We start from the raw sequence: 19,870 nt of genomic DNA, 5'->3' as shown, positions 1-19,870 counted from the left end.
GATTTATATCTGCATCTTCAGCATACGATGACAGCCGGTGGACCTGCCAACTTACCTGACTAAAGTTCCCATTCACTAGTTTTAGTATATTCGTTATAGAATACAGCCTTACTTTATGAAATCAGTCATACTCAGTTTACTTTTTCTTATCTATTCGATAGTCGTGCTGGCGCAAGGTAGTACGGGTCTACGGGGGATCGTCAAAAACAAACAGGGTGAAGTTCTTCCCTTTGCGGCTGTGATCGTGAAAGGAACGCCAAACGGGACCATTACGAATGCCGAAGGACGGTACGAAATAGGACTGGCACCGGGTAAGTACGACATCGTATTTCAGTATCTGGGTTTCCAGACTATTCAGAAATCGGTAGAGATAACCACAGGTTTTATTACGCTGGATGCGACTCTCGAAGAACAGGCGTTACGGTTGGCGGAGGTGCAAACCAAAGCGGGTAATGAAGATCCTGCTTATACTATTATGCGTCGGGCCATTGCCAAAAGTCGTTTTCATCAGCTTCAGGTACAGCGATTTAAGGCAAGAGTATACACCAAATCGTCGATCACCGTCACGGATTTGCCGAATCTGGCCGAAATGGCGTTTAAGAAGCAACTGAAGGAAGCCGAACGCGAAGCCAATTTTAAAGTAGGCGTACCCTTACTGAATGAAACGGTTTCGGAAGTGATCTTTACCCAGCCCAATACCTATCGGCAACGCATCATCGCCAATCGAAATTCACAGGGCGATTTCCTGAACCCGAGCCGGTTCTTTAACGCCAGTTTTTACGATCCGGTTATTGCTGAAACGGTATCACCTTTATCGCCCAAAGCCTTTGCCTATTACAAGTTCGAGTACAAGGGCACATTTCGTGAAGTTGGTGCCGGGGGCGTTCCGGTCGAAGTGAGTAAAATTCAGGTCATTCCGCGTCAGTATGGCGAGGGCGTATTTCGGGGGACTATCTATATCCTGGAAAATACCTGGGCCATTCATAGTTTGCAGTTGGAAACGGTCAATAACATTGGCATCTCGTTTACCATTCGGCATATATGCAGCCCCGTACAGGGCGTCTGGATGCCTGTCAATCAACGGTATAGTGGCAAAGGGTCCTATCTGGGCGTAAAGGCTGAAGGGTACTACATCCGAAACCTGACCTTCAGCGAATTTGTGGTGAATCCAGCCTTTGTGGAGGATATTGAAGTGGCCGATGAGAAGAAAGCCCCACCCGCCCAAACGTTGTCGAAAGGAGAAATCAAAGGCGCTCAGTTAGATGATCTGGTGAAAAAGCAGAAGGAATTTTCGACCAAAAACCTGCGGCAAATGGTAAAGGAGTATGAAAAGCAGGAAAAAGAGGCCCGAAAAAAACGTAAAGAAGATGTAGCCGTTGTCCGAAATGATTCGATGGTGGTGGATTCAATGGCGCGTCGTCGTTCCAATACGTTCTGGGATTCGCTTCGGTCGGTTCCACTAACGACGGCCGAAATCAAAAGCTATAACAAAGCCGATAGTCTGGGCCTGATTCGTCAGATCAAAACCAAAGTTGAGCTAAAAGCCGATAGTGCCCGACAGGACAGCCTCAACAAGAAAAAGAAAAAGTTTGGTGTCGACCATTTGCTGTTTGGGCATACCTGGCGTTTGGCGAAACGAACGTCGTTGGCCTATACCAGTCCCATTGAACGGATTGAATACAATACCGTGGAAGGATACACACTCGAAGGAGCGTTGACTCTTCGGTATAGTCCTAAAGTGGATTCCGTGAATCGGTTTGTAAAGATTCCCCTTGGTGAATGGACGGTTGGGGGCACAGGGCGTTACCAATTTGGCCGGAAACAGTTCGTTGGATACGGCCAACTGGGGTATCAGTATAGGAATACGAAACTAGGGATTTCAGGCGGCAGGTATCTGAATCAGTTCAATCCTGATAATCCGATCAGCCCCTTTCTGAACTCGTTGACAACGTTGTTGTTCGAACAGAATTTTATCAAGCTGTATCAGAAAGATTACCTGAATCTGACGGTCAATGCCTCGCCGTTTCACGACCGACTGAAGGTAACGGGAAGTCTGGAATATGCCCGACGTACCGAACTGGCCAACTATCGGGAAGATCTCAAACCGTGGATTGATTGGCGCAACCGGACGTTTACCCCGAATCGGCCCGACAATGCCGAAGTAGCCAGCACAGCCTTCCCAACACATAACGCACTGGTATTTAATTTGTCGGCTTCGGCCCGTTTAGGCTCAACGGAATACATCATTCGGAATGGCCGACGCATTGCCCGTCGCGCCAACGATGCACCTGTATTAACGCTGAATTACCGGAAAGGCATGGCCGACGCTGACTATGATTTCCTACAAGCTACGATTAGCCACTCGTTCGAGACGGGGATTCGGAGTCGGCTGAATTATCAGTTGAGTGCGGGGGCCTTTGTCAACGATCGGCAGGTGTACTTCCCGGATTTCAAGCACTTTGCTGGTAATGAGTTTTTCTTTCAGCAGGGCGATGCTGTTTCTACCTATCGGCTACTGCCTTACTATCAATATAGCACCGGCAAACGGTTTGCCGAAGCCCATGTACTGGCTGAATTCAGAAAGTTCTTCATTACGCAGTTGACCCTGGTGCGACTCATTGGACTGAAAGAGAACCTGTTTGTGCATTACCTCTATACCCCCGCGTCGAAGAATTATACCGAAATAGGGTATGGTCTGGACGGACTGATTCCTCAGGTATTTCCGTTTTTCCGGGTAGAAGTTATCTCACAGTGGCAGGATGCCAAATACCAGGGGTTGGGTTTCCGAATCGGAACGACATTGAAATTTGGTCGGTAATTCGGACCGGGATTTAACGGATTACTGGATTGCCTGGATTTTGCTTCCAGGCAATTTAAGCCCTTGAAAAATTGCAAGAAATAAAACAGATTATGTTTCTGAGCTGTTTTCTGATTAGCGCTTTACAAAATCCCTTTAATCCTTAAATTAGCTAAATCCCGGTGCAGACTATCAAAGACTTACTCAACACCTTTCCCCGTCCGGGACGGTTAGAATGGATTGGCCTTCGACCCGAGCGGGATGCGTTTATGAATGTGGTTGATGCCGTCGAGGTATCCGAAAAAAAAGGCCTGGTGGGCGATCATTACAGCGGTCGCAGTGGCAATCGGCATGTGACCCTTATTCAGGCGGAGTACTTGCCCGTTGTAGCCTCGCTAACGGGGCATGAGCAGGTCGATCCGGCACTTCTGCGTCGAAATCTGGTTATTTCGGGCCTGAATCTGACGGCCCTTAAAGACCATCAGATTCAGATTGGCGATGTTGTCCTGGAGATTACCGGGCAGTGCCATCCTTGTTCGAAAATGGAAACGGCTCTGGGACCTGGGGGCTACAATGCCATGCGCGGTCACGGTGGACTAACCGCCCGCGTGCTGAAAGGCGGAAGCATTCAGATAGGCGATGTTGTAACGGTTTTGACTATGGACGAGGCTTTGGCGCCGACTGATTAGGATCGGGGGCCAGTCGGCTGGGGCGCGTCATTCCCTGGCGGTAACGGCTCCGAAGTTGCTGAATGGTATTGATCAAATCGTAGTCTTCAGATTTGAGCAGGAAATCTTCGTCCAGGTCGCAGAAATCGAAGAAGCGGTCGATCTCGTCGGCTTTCAGGTTGGTCGATTGTTCAACCAATAGCCGGAAGCGTTCGAGGGCTAGTTCATGACGGCGGTCCTGTTGCATGATATAATATGCTTTTCTGTCCGACTTTGGGCGTTTGCCGAACACTTCGTAGAGAAGGGTGACACCTGCACCGTCAGCAATGCGATCGAATGCCTGTTCGCCACTCACTTTCTTGGTGGCCACAGGCTCGTCGAGTAATTCTTTGATTTCCCGCTTTACTTCTTCATAGCGTTTCCCGGTTACCGTTACTTCGTCTAGATCGACCACACGGTAGGGCATAGGAGGGAGGGCTTTGGCAACGATAGTTGGGTTATCGGAACCATCATACCGAATACCGACTCTGTTGTAAAGCTGGCTGGTAAGAATCAGTGAATCACCGGGTTGTACTGTCAAAAAGAATCGTCCTGATGCGTTGGTACGAGCCCGTTGCCGCGTGCGTTGATTCACGACAAAAACCTTGTCGACTGTTTTTTGGGTCGTTTGATCAATGACCGTTCCAATTACGTATTTCCCTTGAGCCCATACGGTGTCTGATTTACTGATCAATACAACCAGACAAAGACAAAAAAGGAGTTGTTTGAGCATCGCGAACCGAATAATACGTGTTTGGTTTTGACTAGGCTAATCAAGTAAGGTTTAATGGTCTGTCTTTCGGGTTACGACTAATTATGGCCACAAATGACAACCCATTTTCTGATGTGGGAATCAGCAAAAATACTGATTCCTCCTGTTCAATGCTGTTAAAAAACTTTAAGTTGTAGTTTCATCCTAGATTGAAACTGTCAGAAGCTTACAGCTTTAATTGAAAGCCGAGATAGATGAATTCGAAAATGCTAAGTAAAATACATATCAGCCATATCAAAATGGGTTTCTTAAATGCCTGCTTTAACGTGAATTATGAGATCTAGGTCTCTATACTTTATTCCACAGAGGTTCGTTCTGCCAATCAGGTTTTAAGCCTAAAGCATTAGGGTCAACGTTTGGGTATTCTACCAGTAGCCCTGCCAATCTTTCCTTAAATTGGTTCTCAGGGTCTATAACATTTAATAGATATTTCATGCAGCATAAATGCACATACAGCATAGGGAATTCATTTTCCTTAGGTATATCCTTAATCCATCGATTGGGAGGATTTGGCAGTAGCTTAGGTTTACCTGGTAGATTTCGGTTCCATAGTCTGCTATGGTGAGCGCAGAAATTCCTTATTTGAGCAATAGACTGGAGCCAGCTAGGTAAAAAAGTATGATTAACTGTACCAAGTTCTTTAGCTATTGTGTCTTTAGCCTTGATGTTATTTTTAAGGTTACCATATAATCTTGATAAACTGCCGAAGCTTGTTAGCTCAAGAGTTTTCCATGCAGGAGGGAATCGTAAGTCATCTTTATGTTTTCTCTTGTGCTCTTTAATAAATATGTCTTTTGAGCGTTCGATCTCTTCGTCTAGTATAAAAAGAGATTTAACCAACTCACTGGTATTTTGAAATAAGCTTGTATTTTGGAACCACCAAGGGTCTTCGTCATTTGATAGATGGTATATTAATTTTGTCCTTAAGCTTATTTCTATCTTTTCGATAATATCGAATAGTAGTATTCTTAATTTCCTATCGAAGTCGTACAGTGCAATTACATCCGAAAAGCGGCTATTAGGCTTAAACGTATGAGTTACTTTATCTTCCTGCATTGGCCACCAGTAGCCAGCTAATCTATAATAACTAATTTGACTAAGGAAATGAGATGCGTTATCCTGTTCAGTGATCTTTAATCCACGCTCTTTTAATTGGTTGATTTGTTGTTCTATTGTAAGAGCCCCTTTATTATACATGTATATAGCTCATAAAATATACTTGAAAAGCAGTGGAGATTGCTTATAAAAGCAAAAGACACGCCCTGGGACGCTGTTCTTATGGGTAGCGTGGCGTGTACTGTTGATACAAATATAATAGACGCTACAGATTTTTCAAAGTTTTTATCGGATATAGCTCTACTAGTAAACCAGATGGAGTTGAAAAACAACTATATCTTTAGAAAACTTATTATGATAATTAAAGTCCTCCTTTTCTAAAAAACTTTAACTAGCCGCTGGATGCGGTCAAGGTTTAATTCGGTAAAATCATGGGCCGTGTCGTCTACGAATGGGCGTAACTCGTCGGGCGTTTGGGTGGTAGCCATGCCAACTACGGTTGCTCCCGACGCCTTAGCCGCCTGAATGCCCGTCATCGAATCCTCAAAAATGACACTTTCGGCAGGTTCAACGCCAAGCATAGCCATGGCTTTCTGGTAAATTTCCGGATCGGGTTTGGGATGGCTGACCATGCTTTCGTTGAGTAAGGCGTCGAAATAGGGCCGAATATTCAGCGTGTCGACGACAAAATCTAAATTTTCAGCAGGGGCCGAGGTCGCTACCGCCATCCGAATACCGGCGGATTGAAGGGCTTGTAAGAATGGGATTAAACCAGCGACGGGTGTAATCACCGGGCTATATAGCTCCCGAAACAGGGCTTCCTTCTCGTTACTCAGCCGGAGGATTTCTTCATGAGTAAGTGGTTGATTGGCAAACAAATGAGCGACTATATCTTTGTTGTGTTTCCCAGAAACATACTGAACAAAGTCGTCATCACTCAGGCTTTTCCCATTTCGTTGATAATATTCGCCCCAGGCAATCCGGTGGTGTGGGTTGGTATCGACCAGCACGCCATCCATATCAAAAATTACAGCTTTCATCGTTTAGGTGCAAGGTTTACGGTATTTGGTATACGGTGGGCTGACGTAAGAGAAAGTCAATTTTAAACCATGAACCAAATACCGTGATCGGTAAATTATTTCATTTTCACAATAGTAACGCCTGCACCACCTCGGTCGGCGTGTTCATCTTCCATTCGGGCTACCTGTTTATAGCCGCGCAGATGATTTCGAACGAGGGTTCGCAGGATACCGTCGCCTTTACCATGTACTATGCGTAATTCGGGGTAGCCGAGCATTAGCGCGTCGTCGAAAAAACGATCGACCTCTCCCAACGCTTCTTCGCCACGTTTGCCCCGAATGTCGAGGTTAAAGCTAAAGTTCTGCATTTTCTCGTTCATATCGACGCCCTGGCTTCGAGGCCGGTCATCACGGACTTCTGTAGCGTCTTTAAACGTTTTTCGGCTGACTTTTTCAAGACGGTTAAGCTTTATAGTCGATTTCAGGTCACCAATGCGAATTTCAGCATCTTTTCCCCGAAGTGATATGACTTCACCAATGGCATTTTGTCCGGTAATCCGAACGTAACTTCCTACGGCGATGGCACCGTTATCTTTCTCGAACTCTTCCTCGAGGGGTTTTGGGGCTTCAGCAAGGATAGGTTCTGGCTTGAGTTCTTTTTGCTCAAAACGCTCTAATTCCTGCCGAACCTGTTTAGTAGCTATGCGTTCAGCCTTGTTCTCTTTGATCTCCCGAATGGTGTTTTCGATGCGCTGATTCGCTTCCTGAACGAGGGTTTTCGCCTTTTGCTTAGCCTCGTTAACGATCTTCTTCTGTTCATTGTCCAGACGGGTTTTCAGGGCTGTGTATTCAGCTAATTGCTGAGCAAGTTTCCGCTGATTAATACTGATTTCCAGGTTCTTTTCGGAGAACACCCGCTTTTCAATATCCAGTTCTTTCAGTAATTTCTCAAAGTTAACCTGCTGAGTCCCCAGTTTTTCTTTCGCCCGGTCAATTACACCTTTCGGTAATCCGATTTTCTGGGCAATCTCAAACGCAAATGATGAGCCTGGACGACCAATTTCTAATTGATAGAGTGGTTCGAGATGTTCACCATCAAATCGCATGGCTCCATTGACCAACCCCGGCGTTTTGTCGGCCATAACTTTCAGGTTGGTGTAGTGCGTATTGATAACGCCGTAGGCCCCTGATTTGGCCAGATCTTCCAGAATAGATTCGGCAATAGCTCCACCCAGGCCAGGTTCGGTACCCGTACCAAATTCGTCGATCAGAAATAAGGTACGTTTATTGGCTCCAATCAGGAACTGCTTCATGGAGGTCAGGTGTGATGAATAGGTACTCAGGTCGTTTTCCAGGGATTGCTCATCGCCAATGTCGATAAATAAATTCTGAAAAACGCCCATTTCCGAGTAATCTTCCATAGGGACTAAGAGCCCACACTGGAGCATATACTGCAGTAGGCCAATCGTTTTGAGAGCAACTGACTTACCTCCAGCGTTCGGCCCGGAAATAATGAGGATTCGGGCCTTTTCATCCAGTCGAACCTGTAGTGGGACTACTGTTTTTCCCTGTTTCATGAACGACAGGTAGAGTAGAGGGTGCCGGGCATTTGTCCAGTTCACAAGGGGCCGCTCCAGTAATTTGGGCATGGAAGCCTCCAACTGAACTGCTAATTTGGCCTTTGCCCGAATGAAATCAATCTGGGCCAGGAAATTAACCGCTTTGCGTAAGTCATCCAGATGTGGGCGGATTTGATCAGTAAGAGCCAATAAAATCCGGTAAATCTCACGTCGCTCTTCGTATTCAAGCTCACGGATTTCGTTGTTGGCATCGAAAACTTCGGCAGGCTCTAGAAAGACAGTCTGACCAGTCTGTGATTCATCATGGACAAACCCTTTAATCTTACGTTTGTGTTCGGCAGCAATTGGAATGACTAAACGTCCACCACGTACGGTTAGGGAAAGGTCGTCGGGTATCCAGCCGTTTTGCCTGGCCTGCCGTAGAATGCTATCAAGTCGTTTTCGAAGATTGGCTTGCTCACCAATTATTCGCCGACGGATACTGGCTAGTTCTGGCGAAGCTGAGTCCCGAACATTACCTCGGTCGTCGATTACCCGCTCAAGTGAATCAGTCAGTTTTTTGTCAAGGCTAACGGGGCCTGCTAATTCTCGTAAAAACGGGAAATTACTGACTTCGTCACGCTTTGAATCACTTTGGTGGGTATCTGCATGCCGGGTTAAAAAGCGTAAACAATCCTGAACCGTTCGAAGAGCTAATTTAAGATCAAAGAATTCGGCTTCTGTTAGGGCGAGTCCTTCTACACGCGCACGGCTTAGATGGGGGCGAACATCAATATAATTACTAGTTGGAAAATCAGGTTCGTACTGAACAATCTGTTTGAATTCAGTAGTCTGACGGAGTAATTTATCAATTAGTTGGGTATTATCCGTGAATCGGATTTTTTCGACATAATCCTGTCCCAGTGGACTCACGCAGGCTTCTTTAAGCCGTTCACGGATAGAATCAAAACCTAGTTTAACCTCTAAGGTATTTGGGTAAAGCATTTAATCAGTTTGTTCAGCAGTAAAAGTGCTATAAGCTTTCGTGTATTACCATATTTACTAAATAGATAACAGAAGAGAATATAAGTGGGTTCAAGGAAGGGGAATGCTGAATGATTTTTGTAGAATCATTCAGCATTCGGCATTACTTACGGCTTCCGTTACGGTTGCCGCTATGACCTGAGTGACCATGGCCACCCCGTTCATCGGCAAGCTCGGCTTTGCTCATCTCCTGATGCATGTGTTCGTTTTCTGGCCCCTGCTTGCTTTTGTTGGCATTTGTCATCGTTTGCTCGGCGTTGGGTCGTTGACCACTTGTGTCGTGTGCCTGTTGGTTGCGTGTTCGTTCCCGATTAGGCTGCATATCATTGGAGCCTGGTTGGTCTGTGGTTTTATGATTAGCCATAACGTTAGTATGTTTTGATGTATAAAAATAACCGGTGCTTCCTAATAATGTTTATATACAAAAAAGCCACCCGGGATTGGGTGGCTTTTTTGTAAAAACTAGTCTTGATTAGCTTAGTAGCCGGGGTTTTGTGCCAGCACATCCTTACCCTGATAGTCGATCTGGGTTTGCGGAATGGGCTGATACTCATCACGTCCTGCCGTGAACTTGCCACCCGAATAAGCCGTCGGCAACAGCTTGCTCTCATAAGCCAGGAAGGCGTTCAGTACCGTGGCCGCTGTGCCCCAACGAACCAGATCATAGAACCGGTGACCTTCTCCCGATAGCTCCAGCTTCCGCTCGAACTGAACAGCGGCACGAGCCGTGGCTTTATCGGCAAACGTTGGATAATTGCTGATCACATAGTTAGCCGCTGGCTTGCCATTCTGGGTTACAAAACCGGCAGGGTTAGCTGCTCGTGTGCGCACCATGTTGACATAGTTGGTGGCGGTTGCTAAACTGCCTACTTCGACTTCACATTCTGCCGCCATCAGCAGCACATCGGCAAACCGGATGATGTTGTAGTTGATGGCCGAGTAACCATCCGTCCACGAGCTACCATCGGTCAGCACCTTATCCTGTGACTTGTAGAAGACGAACTTCTTGGGGGAGTAAGGACCCGCAAAGCTCTGGTCACGAATCCAGTCCAGACCAGGGTGAGGCTGCCAGTCCAGGTATTGGATGCCCCGACGGCCAATTGACCAATCCAGACGAGGATCGACCGGACCCGCATCGGGGGTGAAAGCCGCACTAGAGGCAATCCCCTGGTCGGTTTTCAGCTGATTAGCGCCCGTGTTATAGGAACCATCCAGCAGCGGTAAGCCTTTGGCGTCGACCCGGAACGAGTTAGCTAATTCGAAGCTGGGAGCGAAGAATCCGCAGCACCCAGCCGGACCATTCGAACCCGTGTTGTAAGGGAAGTTCAGCACCAGATCGGGGTTAGCGTTATCCGAGCTACCGGCATTGGCAGCGGCCTGGATGGCAAACACGGACTCCGAACCGTTGTCTTTAGCGGCATTGAAGTTGTCCGAATAGTTATCCAGCAATTTATACTTCAGGCCATTGCTGGTAACCCCACTGGTGATGACCTGATCGAAGAGGGCCTTGGCCTCCGTGTACTTCTTCTCGTAGAGGTAGGTCTTCGCCAGATAGGCCATCGCGGCCCACTTGTTGGCCCGACCCACGGACGACTGGGTAGCGGGCAGGTTATCCTGCGCGAACTTGAAGTCGGCTTCGATCTTGGGCCAGATGTCGGCATTGTTGGCTACTTTCTCGATGCCGGTGCCGTAATCGACGGTTTCGTCGATGAAGGGCACCATGTTGAAGTTCCGTTTCAGTTCGAAATAGTAGTGACCTCGCAGAAAGCGGGCTTCAGCCTGAAGTCCCGTTTTTTGAGCGGCCGTCACATCCGATCCGGCAGAGCCGAGTGAACGGAGTACGGAGTTACAGCGAGCCACCCCTTCATACATGGCATTCCATTTGGCGTTGACTTCACCACTGGAGGGCAGGAGCTGGTAGGTTTCGTAGGGAGTCAGGGCGTTAAAGTCGCCGGAGTTGGAGCCTTTGTTGGCTTCGCCCCCAGATACGCTACCCCGCACCCAGTTGAAAGAGCTGGCTGACTGGGAGAAGCCCCGGGCGTTGAGCTGGGCGTAGGCCCCCATCAGCAGACCATCCAGACCCGCTTTAGTCGTAAGCTGGGCACCGGATAGCTGTCCGGTGGCGGGCACTTCCAGGAATTTGTCGGTACAGGCAAAAGAGACGGCCATCAGCAGAGTGGCGGTCAGCGTGCCTTTGGTAATCAGTGTTTTCATTGTGCTTTTGAGCCTTAAAAAGATATCAAGGTGATTCTTTGAAAGGTTAGTCAGATTATGCAAACAGACTAACCTTTCTTACATAGCCTATTAGAACCCGAAGCTTAAGCCAACGTTGTAGCCACGCTGAACGGGGTAGTTACCCACATCGATACCGAAGTTGGTATCCGCCGAGCCACCTACACCTGGGTCCATACCCGTGTATTTGGTGATGGTGAACAGGTTGGTAGCCGATAACGATATACGCAGCCGATTCATGTTGATCTTGTTGAGGATCGTCGAGGGGAAAGTATACCCCAGGGTCAGGTACTGCATCCGGGCATACGAACCGTTCTCTACGTAGTAGGAGTTGGGCTGGGTGTTGGTGCTGAAGTTCGACGCACTCTCGAAAATGGGCACCGTTGTATTGGTGTGCGTAGGCAACCATGAATCTTTTACCCGAGCTCCCATAGCCGCCCCCGTGAAGGAGGGATAGAAATCGGTGAACCAACGCTGGTTATTGAAGATCTTGTTGCCCAGCGAGGTGTACAGGTTAGTGTTCAGATCGAAGCCTTTGTACTTCAGCGTCAGGGTGATACTACCTGTCATTTTCGGAATCGGGCTGCCCAGATACTGCCGGTCATCAGCCGTGATTTTACCATCCCCGTTGGTGTCGGCATAGCGGAACCGACCTGGACCCGCGCCTTCCTGGGTGGGAGCAGCGGCCACTTCTTCCTTGCTGTTGAACAGACCGATCACTTTGTAGCCGTAGAACGACGACAGATCATGACCTGGCTCGTTGCGTACTACGTTGCCACTCAGACGCGTACCCCCACCGTAGAAGTAAGGCACCAGCGGGTCGATTGCGACGATCTTGTTGTTGAGCAAACCGGCAATGGCCGTCACTTCGTAGCTCAGATCGCTGTTGATGTTGCCCCGGTTGGTGACCAGGATGTCGATCCCTTCGTTACGCATGCTGGCCAGGTTTTTGAATGGGGCCCCTGAACGAACGCCTACTACACCGGGCAGAGCCAGTTGGTAGAGCAGGTCTTTGGTATCCCGGCGCCAGAAGTCAAGCACGACTTCGAGTTTGTTGTTGAAGAAGGCTCCGTCGATACCGATGTTGCTGGTCACGTTGGTTTCCCACTTGGCAGCGGGGTTTCCGATCTGGCTACGATAGAAACCAGCCGCAATCGAGTTGTTGGTTCCACCGATGTCGTATCCCTGACCGGCACCTCCTGCATAGAGGCTGTACTGGTTGGTGGCATTCAGGAAGTTGGAGTTACCCATGGTACCGTATCCACCGCGAATTTTCAGGTCAGATACCCAGGGCAGATTCTTCATGAAGTCTTCGGATGACAAACGCCAGGCGGCCGACACGGCTGGGAAAACCCCGTACCGGCTAGCAGCGGCAAATTGCGATGAACCATCCCGGCGAACAACGCCCGTAATGATATATTTATCATTGAAGGTATAGCGTACCTGACCAAACAGCGAGTAGAACTTGTTTCCCAGGCTGTAACCGCTACCAACGCCACGAGTAGCTCCCGGTGTGGTGGTGCTGATGGTTACATAGTTAGGGTCGGTCGAGAAGGGGTTCTGACCTGAACCGCTGATGTTACGGCCCAAGCCTGTATTGAGGGCTTCGATACCGGCCAGGGCGTCGATGTCATGGATACCAAACTTCTGCTTGAAGTGAGCGGTGTTGGTAAACGTCCAGGCTAAGCCGTAGCCAGCACCTTCGCTGTAGGTATAGGTGGTGTTGTTTTCCGAGTTCTCATACTGCACCCGACCATAGCTATTAAAGTAGTTGGTAAAGTAAGTACCCCCCAAGCTGCTGCGCAGGGTCAGGGATGGAATCACATCATACTCCAGGTAGGCATTACCGAATCCGAAAATCTGGAAGGAAGCATCATTGGCTCGTGCCTGACGGTCAGCAACCGGGTTACGTGGGTTGTTGAAGCCCGGAGCAGCTGTACCGGCATACCCTCCGAAGGAGTTATACACCGGAATGATCGGTGGCATCCGATAAGCGGACAATACTTCGTTTTCGTCGGATGATGAAGACGAGTTGTTGTTGGTCGAGTTACCCAGAATGCTACCAACACCGCCCAAAAGGCCTTTTGTCTTCACATAAGCGAGTTGGAAGTTTTCGCCAAAGCGGAGTTTCTTGGTGATGTCGAACTCAGTGTTGGCCCGTAGCGTGTAGCGCGAGTATTCATTATAAGTAATGATACCGGCCTGTTGCTGCATGCCCAGCGCTACATAGAACCGGCTCGATTCGGTACCGCCCGAAAAACCAATGTTGTGCCGCATCAGCGGAGCCACCCGGGTGATCTCTTTGTACCAGTTGGTACCCGCTTTGTTAGACGGAATGACGTTATAGATCGCCCCGTTGGCTGGGTTGACGTTGTACTTGGCTGCTTCTGCGGTCAGATCCACCTGCGAAGCCGACAAGCCCGAACGGCTACCCACCAGCAGATAATCCGGTAACACCGGCGTAGCCCCTTCCCCATACTGACCTCCGGCTAAGCCTTTGAAGTCGTTGGATGGATAGGTGCCCTGATAAATGTCATTCTTACGAGCCTGCCAGGTCCAGTCAGCCTGCTCCTGGGGGTTGAGGATCGGCAGGCTCTTGCCTGGATCGGTAGCCCCATAAAGACCATCGTAGCTTACGCTCAGCTTTTGGGCCCGACGCTGGCCTTTGCGGGTGGTGATAACGATCACCCCGGAAGCGGCCCGGGCTCCATAGATCGAAGCCGAAGCGGCATCTTTCAGGACGGTGGTCGATTCAATATCATCAGGCGCCAGGAAGGCAATCGTCTGGGTTGGTACGCCATCGACCACATAAAGTGGCTGGTTACCCCCGAACGAACCGAAGCCCCGAACCCGAACCTGGGACGAAGTACCTGGCTGTCCGTTGGTGATGACGGTGACCCCGGCTACCCGACCCTGCAATTGTTGTTCGACGTTGGTGGAAGGAACGACCTTTAACTGAGCGGGTTTAACGGTGGAAACGGCTCCGGTTACATCCCGGCGGTTTTCGGTGGAGTACCCGGTAACGACGACTTCGCTCAGGGCGGTGGCTTCGTCTTCAAGACGGACGTCAAGGTTGCTTTGATTGCCCACATTGACTTCCTGGGTTTTGAAGCCGATGGCCGAGATTACCAGTACGGGACTGCTACCTCGAACATTGATTGAGAAATTACCACTGGCGTCGGAAGAGGTACCAGTTTGGGTCCCTTTCAGGACGATGTTGGCTCCGGGTACGGCTCCATCGGCCCCCGTAATTTTACCCGTCACCCGACGGTCTTGGGCTGAAGCATGGAGGCTCCAAAGCAGTAGGACTGCACCCAGAAAAGCGGTCTGCAGAAACCTGTAGAACGATGCTTTCATGAAGATTAGGTTGGTTTGAAAAATGAGTAAACGCATCAATATTAGGTTAGTTAAATTATATTTCAAAAAGAAATCGTAATAAAAAACCATCCTAAAAAATGCCTGAATTAATTTTTTATTAATAAAATTATATGTTATATTTTATTAATATGCTGATAATCAGCATATTATTTTAAAATAATTATATTGATTATTTATTTTGTTATATAAACGCTCTGTTTTACTGAATTTTTTAAAAAAATCGCTTCATAAAAAACTTGAGTACTTCTGATGTTACTTTTGTAACATTATGCATACAAACTATTACTTTCTGCGGCAACTTACTCAAGCTCTTCAAGTGAGGCTAATAGGTAGTTTTACCCCCTATTTTGATGAGGCACCAGAAAAGAAAATACCGTTGCGATTTATGGAATGTTATAGCCAGGATCGTGATGAAGTCGTACTGGTTTTCGCAGAAGCTAAGGGCAAAGTCAATTACTATAAACCGTTATATATTAAAGCTACCCTCCGACCGGATTTCTCAGGGATGATGTTTCCTGATCGTGTACAGCGAGCTCGTACCAATAGCGTTGATCTGTTTGAAACGGTGATAGGGGGTGAAGGTAGCGAACGGGCTGTTATTGGCGTTCGGTCTTTTTTAAACGAACGGTGTCTGGCCATTGAACTGGAGGATAACTTCACATTGGTGTTCAAATTCTTCGGTAACCGCCCGAACTTACTGGCATTCCATCATGATAAAGTTATAGATCTATTTAACCGCCAATTGTTGACGGATGAGAAGTTGATGCTTTCTGCATTTGAGCGCCCAATTGATCAATCTTATGAAGCGTTTGAGCAGGCTGGATTTGAGTATCGTACATTGTTTCCAACGTTTGGTAAACTGGTAAACCGATGGATTGACGAGCAATGGCAACAGTTGATTCAGGCGACCCCTCAGGATAAGTGGGCTATCATCCAGGATGTGCTTCGGCAGTTGGAAAAACCGCAGTATTATCTTACCCGCTTCGACCATAAACCTGCGCTAAGTCTGTTGCCTTATGGCCATATAGAGCAGGAATTTTCAGACCCAATTGAGGCCGCTAACCGATTTTATAGTCGTTATAATGGCCTGAGTGTATTTGATGCTGAGAAAGCAAACTTACTTCGGCTACTCGAAAAACGTCAAAAAAGGGCTGAAGCGCAATTGGAATCGACGCTTCAACGAATGATTTTGCGGGAAGACGGCATTAGCCATGAACAGATGGGGCATATTCTGATGGCAAATCTGCACGATATTCCGTCAGTTCCGGGAGCACGGTCTCCTGAACGAGTAACCCTATACGATTTCTATCATGATCAGCCTGTTACACTCAAACTCAAGCCGGATTTAAGTCCGCAAAAAAATGCTGAAAACTTTTACCGTAAAGCAAAAAATGAAAAAATAGAGGAACAGTATTTAACGGATTTAATAACGACACGGGAGGCCGATGTGGCCCGGATCAATCTGCAAAAACAGGATATACTGTCTATGCAAACATTAAAAGATCTACGTCGGTACGTGAAGCAGCACGAACTGCTGGCGGATGGATCCGAAAAAGCAGGGATACCGCAAGCTATAGATTCGCTTTTCAAGCAGGTTACAGTCGATACGTTTCGCATTCTGATCGGTCGAAATGCGAAGAATAATGATTTACTAACCCAGCGCTATGCCTATAAAGATGACCTCTGGCTACACGCCCGTGATGTAGCGGGGTCGCACGTAATTATTAAATACCAGGCAGGGAAACCGTTTCCAAAAAATGTAATCGAGCGAGCGGCTGAGTTGGCGGCCTGGTACTCGAAACGACGGACCGACAGCTTATGCCCGGTGACAGTAACCCCAAAAAAGTTTGTGCGAAAACCAAAAGGTCTTGCTGAAGGGCAGGTGATTATCGAAAAAGAAGACGTCGTATTAGTTGTCCCTCGGGGTGATAGTGAGCATTAATGCTTGCTATTACTCATTTACTTAGCCCGAATCGCAATAACAGGGTCCATGCGCGCAGCCGAAAAAGCGGGTATAATCCCCGATAGTATACCAATCACGCTTGATACGCCCAGTCCTAGTGTAATATTGCCGGGGGTGAGCTGAAGATCAAGGCTTCCTAAATCCATAAATGATAGTAGGTATACCAAAAAAATACCTGCTATCCCACCTACTAAACTTAACAGAACAGCTTCGAACAGGAACTGGCACAGGATAAAATAATTTTTGGCTCCCAGCGATTTCTGAATACCGATTATGTTCGTTCGCTCTTTCACACTGACAAACATGATATTGGCGATTCCGAATCCGCCAATCAGAATGGAAAACCCGCCGATTACCCAACCAGCTATGGTCAGAACGGAAAAAATCCCACTGATGGCTTGGGCGGCTGCTTCGGGTCGATTAATCGCAAAATTATCTTCCTGTAATGGGCGCAGACCGCGTCGGGTACGAAGTAAGCCCCGGATTTCGCTTTCCAGTTCTACCAATCCTTCGTCGGTGTCATAGCCTTTGATGGCAATGTCGATGTCGGGTTGAACAGAATGGAACATCTTGGCAAAAGCACCATAAGGGATTAGGCATTTAATATCGGGATTGCCACCCACGTTCAGGATACTCTCTCCTTTTTTTCGTTGTACGCCAATAACGGTGAAGTTATGACCACTTAGTTTGAAGGTCTTGCCAACCGGATCTTGACCAGGAAAGAGATTTTCGGCGACATCGGCTCCGATAATGGCTACGTTACGGGCAACATCGATCTCCTGTTGGGTGAAGTAGCGGCCTTGTTCGATGGGGACTTCTGAAATCTTGTTGTAATCCAGTGTGGTTCCCTGAATAAGCGATGCCATGCTATTATTATCATGCTTAATGGTTACTCGCCCTTTAAAATCCATAGCCACGATGGCTTCTGCACTTTCGAGTCGGTCGCTCAGAAAACGGTATTCAGAATAGGTCGGTACAGGCCGCTGGAAGTATTTCCACCATTGAAACTCCCCACCAAAAATCCAGGGCCATTTTTGCACATACACGACTTTGTCGCCAATGAAGGACAGGCTATCCTTGATGTTTCGTTCGAGCGAATCAACCAGGGTAAACACGGCAATAATGGCGAAAATCCCGACCGTAACGCCCAGTAAGGAGAGCGTGGTACGAAGCAGGTTTGAGCGCAGGGCCTGCCAGGAGAACCGGAAGCTTTCAAATATCTGACGAAGGAATCTCACCCAGTAAAACGTAAAAGTGTGAACGAACAGAAGCGCGTGTTCAGCAACAGGCTATTCCGTTTTGTGAATGTACTCGCCCGGTAGACTTTCGCCAACTTTTTTCGGATAAGGGCCGGGTTATGCAGGATAAGTGGTTGATTTGGTGATCTGCCGTCGTCGGTTATTTTTGTAGTTTACCAGCCGATCACGATTTAACCTGAAACGTATCTATGAACCAACGTATTATCCGATATGCTCTGTGGCTGCTTGTTGCCGGTGGCTTGCCAGCTTGTAAAACCCAGGCCCCATCGACCACTGCGAGCACCAAAGTCAGCCAAAGTCAGGGCGTTTATCAGTACCGCGATGAAGATCCATCCATAAAGCCATTTTTCTCCGATCGTGTGGGGGTTATTGGGCGTAACGGGATGGTCGCGTCGGCACACCCCGAAGCATCGCAGGTGGGGCTGAACATCCTGAAAGCGGGCGGTAATGCAGTCGATGCGGCTGTGGCAGTGCAGTTTGCGCTGGCTGTAGTGTATCCGGGTGCGGGTAATATCGGTGGAGGGGGCTTTATGGTGTATCGCGACCAGACGGGCAAAGCCTATACGCTCGATTATCGTGAAAAAGCCCCTGGCCGCGCTACGCAGAATATGTATCTCGACTCCCTGGGAAATGTAATACCCGGACTGAGTATCAGCGGACACCTGGCCAGTGGTGTTCCTGGATCGGTCGATGGCATGGTCGAAGCGCATAAGCGATTTGGCAAACTAACCTGGGCCCAGGTGTTACAACCTGCTATCGATCTGGCCGCTAAAGGATTTGCCCTGACTGAGCGGGACGCTCTCGGCCTGAACCGCATCAAAACCGATCTACTCAAGATCAATCCGGGTAAAAATTACTTTTTGAAAAGTGCTGTTCCTGCCGATACCGTAAGCTGGCAAAAGGGCGATTTGCTGGTGCAGTCGGATCTGGCGAAAACCTTACAACGGATTCAGGCACAGGGCCGGGCTGGCTTTTATGAAGGCGAAACGGCTAGGTTACTGGCCGAAGAAATGGTGCGGGGAAAAGGGTTTATTACCGAAGAAGATCTTAAAAACTATCATGCCACTTGGCGGGAGCCTATTCAGGCAAAGTATAAGGAATACAATGTGATTACGATGCCGCCAACGTCGAGCGGGGGGGTAGCTCTGTTGCAGATGATGCGCTTTACGGAGCCTTATCCCTTGCGTAAATGGGGCTGGAATCGCGATAGTACGGTACAGGTGATGATCGAAGCTGAACGACGTGTGTATGCCGACCGCGCCAAATTCTTGGGTGATCCCGACTTTGTAAAGGTGCCTGTAAGTCAACTGATCAGCCCCGACTATCTGCGTAATCGATGGACGGATTTTTCGTGGGCCAAAGCGACCGATAGCCGAAATGTAAAAGGTGGAACCATCCCTGGTTACGAAAGTCTAGAAACCACGCACTTCTCTATTGTTGATAAAGAGGGGAATGCAGTCAGTATCACTACAACCCTCAATGGGGGGTATGGTAGCCGAGTGGTGATTGGTGGAGCGGGCTTTTTCATGAACAACGAGATGGACGATTTCAGTGTGAAGCCGGGCGTTCCGAATATGTTCGGTCTGATCGGTAATCAGGCCAATGCCATTGCCCCCGGTAAGCGGATGCTGTCGTCCATGACGCCAACCATTCTGGAAAAAGATGGCAAGCTCTTTATGGTCGTTGGTACGCCCGGTGGCTCAACGATCATCACGTCGGTTTACCAAACCATCCTGAACGTTATTGAGCATGGCATGACGATGCAGCAGGCCGTCAATGCCCTTAAATTCCACCACCAGTGGCTACCCGATAAAACAACGTTCGAAAACGGGGCTTTCTCCGAAGCCACAGTTCAGGCGCTCCAAAACCGAGGGTATATTCTGGAAAAACTGACCAATACGCTCGGACGCATGGACTGCGTACTCATCCGACCCGACGGTTCTTATGAAGGCGCATCCGATCCTAGAGCGGATAATACAGCGCGTGGCTATTAACCCGTTTCAGTTACCCATAACCGCGAGGACGCAACAGGCGCAGAAGTAAACTACTCTTTGCGTCTATTGCGTCCTCACGGTTTGTATAAA

General features: G+C 48.3%; 12 protein-coding genes. 4 read left to right on the top strand and 8 right to left on the bottom strand.

Features of this window, described 5'->3' with window-relative positions; all coding sequences use genetic code 11:
- Positions 1-115 precede the first annotated feature (115 nt).
- Positions 116-2,818: a DUF5686 and carboxypeptidase regulatory-like domain-containing protein gene (locus B5M13_RS24905; protein ID WP_080058246.1), complete on the top strand. Its 2,703-nt coding sequence runs from the start codon at positions 116-118 to the stop codon at positions 2,816-2,818.
- Between the two features lie 161 nt (positions 2,819-2,979).
- A complete protein-coding gene (locus B5M13_RS24900; RefSeq protein ID WP_080058245.1) occupies positions 2,980-3,486 on the top strand; it encodes an MOSC domain-containing protein in 507 nt (168 codons plus the stop codon).
- Here the strand turns inward: B5M13_RS24900 and B5M13_RS24895 are convergent.
- The 7 genes from B5M13_RS24895 to B5M13_RS24860 all read right to left on the bottom strand — a co-directional run bounded on the left by B5M13_RS24895 (position 3,455) and on the right by B5M13_RS24860 (position 14,543).
- Positions 3,455-4,099 (bottom strand): hypothetical protein, encoded by a 645-nt coding sequence (locus tag B5M13_RS24895; protein ID WP_245859482.1) that lies wholly within the window; start codon positions 4,097-4,099, stop codon positions 3,455-3,457. The two genes, B5M13_RS24900 and B5M13_RS24895, sit on opposite strands and share 32 nt — an antisense overlap.
- A 465-nt stretch (positions 4,100-4,564) precedes the next feature.
- A complete protein-coding gene (locus B5M13_RS24890; RefSeq protein WP_080058243.1) occupies positions 4,565-5,473 on the bottom strand; it encodes an Abi family protein in 909 nt (302 codons plus the stop codon).
- A gap of 236 nt (positions 5,474-5,709) precedes the next feature.
- Positions 5,710-6,372 (bottom strand): HAD family hydrolase, encoded by a 663-nt coding sequence (locus B5M13_RS24880; RefSeq protein ID WP_080058241.1) that lies wholly within the window; start codon positions 6,370-6,372, stop codon positions 5,710-5,712.
- Between the two features lie 95 nt (positions 6,373-6,467).
- Positions 6,468-8,915, bottom strand: a complete 2,448-nt coding sequence (locus tag B5M13_RS24875) for an endonuclease MutS2 (protein WP_080058240.1) — start codon at positions 8,913-8,915, stop codon at positions 6,468-6,470.
- Between the two features lie 142 nt (positions 8,916-9,057).
- Entirely contained in the window at positions 9,058-9,318 is a 261-nt protein-coding gene (locus B5M13_RS24870; RefSeq protein WP_080058239.1) for a hypothetical protein, read from the bottom strand.
- 113 nt (positions 9,319-9,431) lie between these two features.
- A complete protein-coding gene (locus B5M13_RS24865) occupies positions 9,432-11,168 on the bottom strand; it encodes a RagB/SusD family nutrient uptake outer membrane protein (RefSeq protein ID WP_080058238.1) in 1,737 nt (578 codons plus the stop codon).
- 90 nt (positions 11,169-11,258) lie between these two features.
- Positions 11,259-14,543: a SusC/RagA family TonB-linked outer membrane protein gene (locus tag B5M13_RS24860; RefSeq protein WP_080060073.1), complete on the bottom strand. Its 3,285-nt coding sequence runs from the start codon at positions 14,541-14,543 to the stop codon at positions 11,259-11,261.
- Positions 14,544-14,832: 289 nt separating this feature from the next.
- On the opposite strand from B5M13_RS24860, the gene B5M13_RS24855 reads away from it, so the two are divergent.
- Positions 14,833-16,506: an NFACT RNA binding domain-containing protein gene (locus tag B5M13_RS24855; RefSeq protein ID WP_080058237.1), complete on the top strand. Its 1,674-nt coding sequence runs from the start codon at positions 14,833-14,835 to the stop codon at positions 16,504-16,506.
- 17 nt (positions 16,507-16,523) lie between these two features.
- On the opposite strand, the gene B5M13_RS24850 is transcribed toward B5M13_RS24855, so the two are convergent.
- Positions 16,524-17,765 (bottom strand): ABC transporter permease, encoded by a 1,242-nt coding sequence (locus B5M13_RS24850; RefSeq protein WP_080058236.1) that lies wholly within the window; start codon positions 17,763-17,765, stop codon positions 16,524-16,526.
- Between the two features lie 209 nt (positions 17,766-17,974).
- Between B5M13_RS24850 and ggt the strand changes: the two genes are divergently transcribed.
- A complete protein-coding gene (ggt, locus tag B5M13_RS24845; RefSeq protein WP_080058235.1) occupies positions 17,975-19,780 on the top strand; it encodes a gamma-glutamyltransferase in 1,806 nt (601 codons plus the stop codon).
- Positions 19,781-19,870: the final 90 nt, after the last annotated feature.

Origin of the sequence: Spirosoma aerolatum (assembly GCF_002056795.1) — a bacterium.
In the GTDB taxonomy this organism is placed as follows: domain Bacteria; phylum Bacteroidota; class Bacteroidia; order Cytophagales; family Spirosomataceae; genus Spirosoma; species Spirosoma aerolatum.
Note: the sequence above shows the minus strand (reverse complement) of the source record. Positions and strands in the feature narration are given on the sequence as shown.

What these genes read in the sequence shown, in the direction of transcription:
- B5M13_RS24905 (WP_080058246.1), top strand. Translation starts at nt 116, where the DNA reads ATGAAATCAGTCATACTCAGTTTACTTTTTCTTATCTATTCGATAGTC.
- B5M13_RS24890 (WP_080058243.1), bottom strand. Translation starts at nt 5,473, where the DNA reads ATGTATAATAAAGGGGCTCTTACAATAGAACAACAAATCAACCAATTA.
- B5M13_RS24880 (WP_080058241.1), bottom strand. Translation starts at nt 6,372, where the DNA reads ATGAAAGCTGTAATTTTTGATATGGATGGCGTGCTGGTCGATACCAAC.
- B5M13_RS24875 (WP_080058240.1), bottom strand. Translation starts at nt 8,915, where the DNA reads ATGCTTTACCCAAATACCTTAGAGGTTAAACTAGGTTTTGATTCTATC.
- B5M13_RS24870 (WP_080058239.1), bottom strand. Translation starts at nt 9,318, where the DNA reads ATGGCTAATCATAAAACCACAGACCAACCAGGCTCCAATGATATGCAG.
- B5M13_RS24865 (WP_080058238.1), bottom strand. Translation starts at nt 11,168, where the DNA reads ATGAAAACACTGATTACCAAAGGCACGCTGACCGCCACTCTGCTGATG.
- B5M13_RS24860 (WP_080060073.1), bottom strand. Translation starts at nt 14,543, where the DNA reads ATGAAAGCATCGTTCTACAGGTTTCTGCAGACCGCTTTTCTGGGTGCA.
- B5M13_RS24855 (WP_080058237.1), top strand. Translation starts at nt 14,833, where the DNA reads ATGCATACAAACTATTACTTTCTGCGGCAACTTACTCAAGCTCTTCAA.
- ggt (WP_080058235.1), top strand. Translation starts at nt 17,975, where the DNA reads ATGAACCAACGTATTATCCGATATGCTCTGTGGCTGCTTGTTGCCGGT.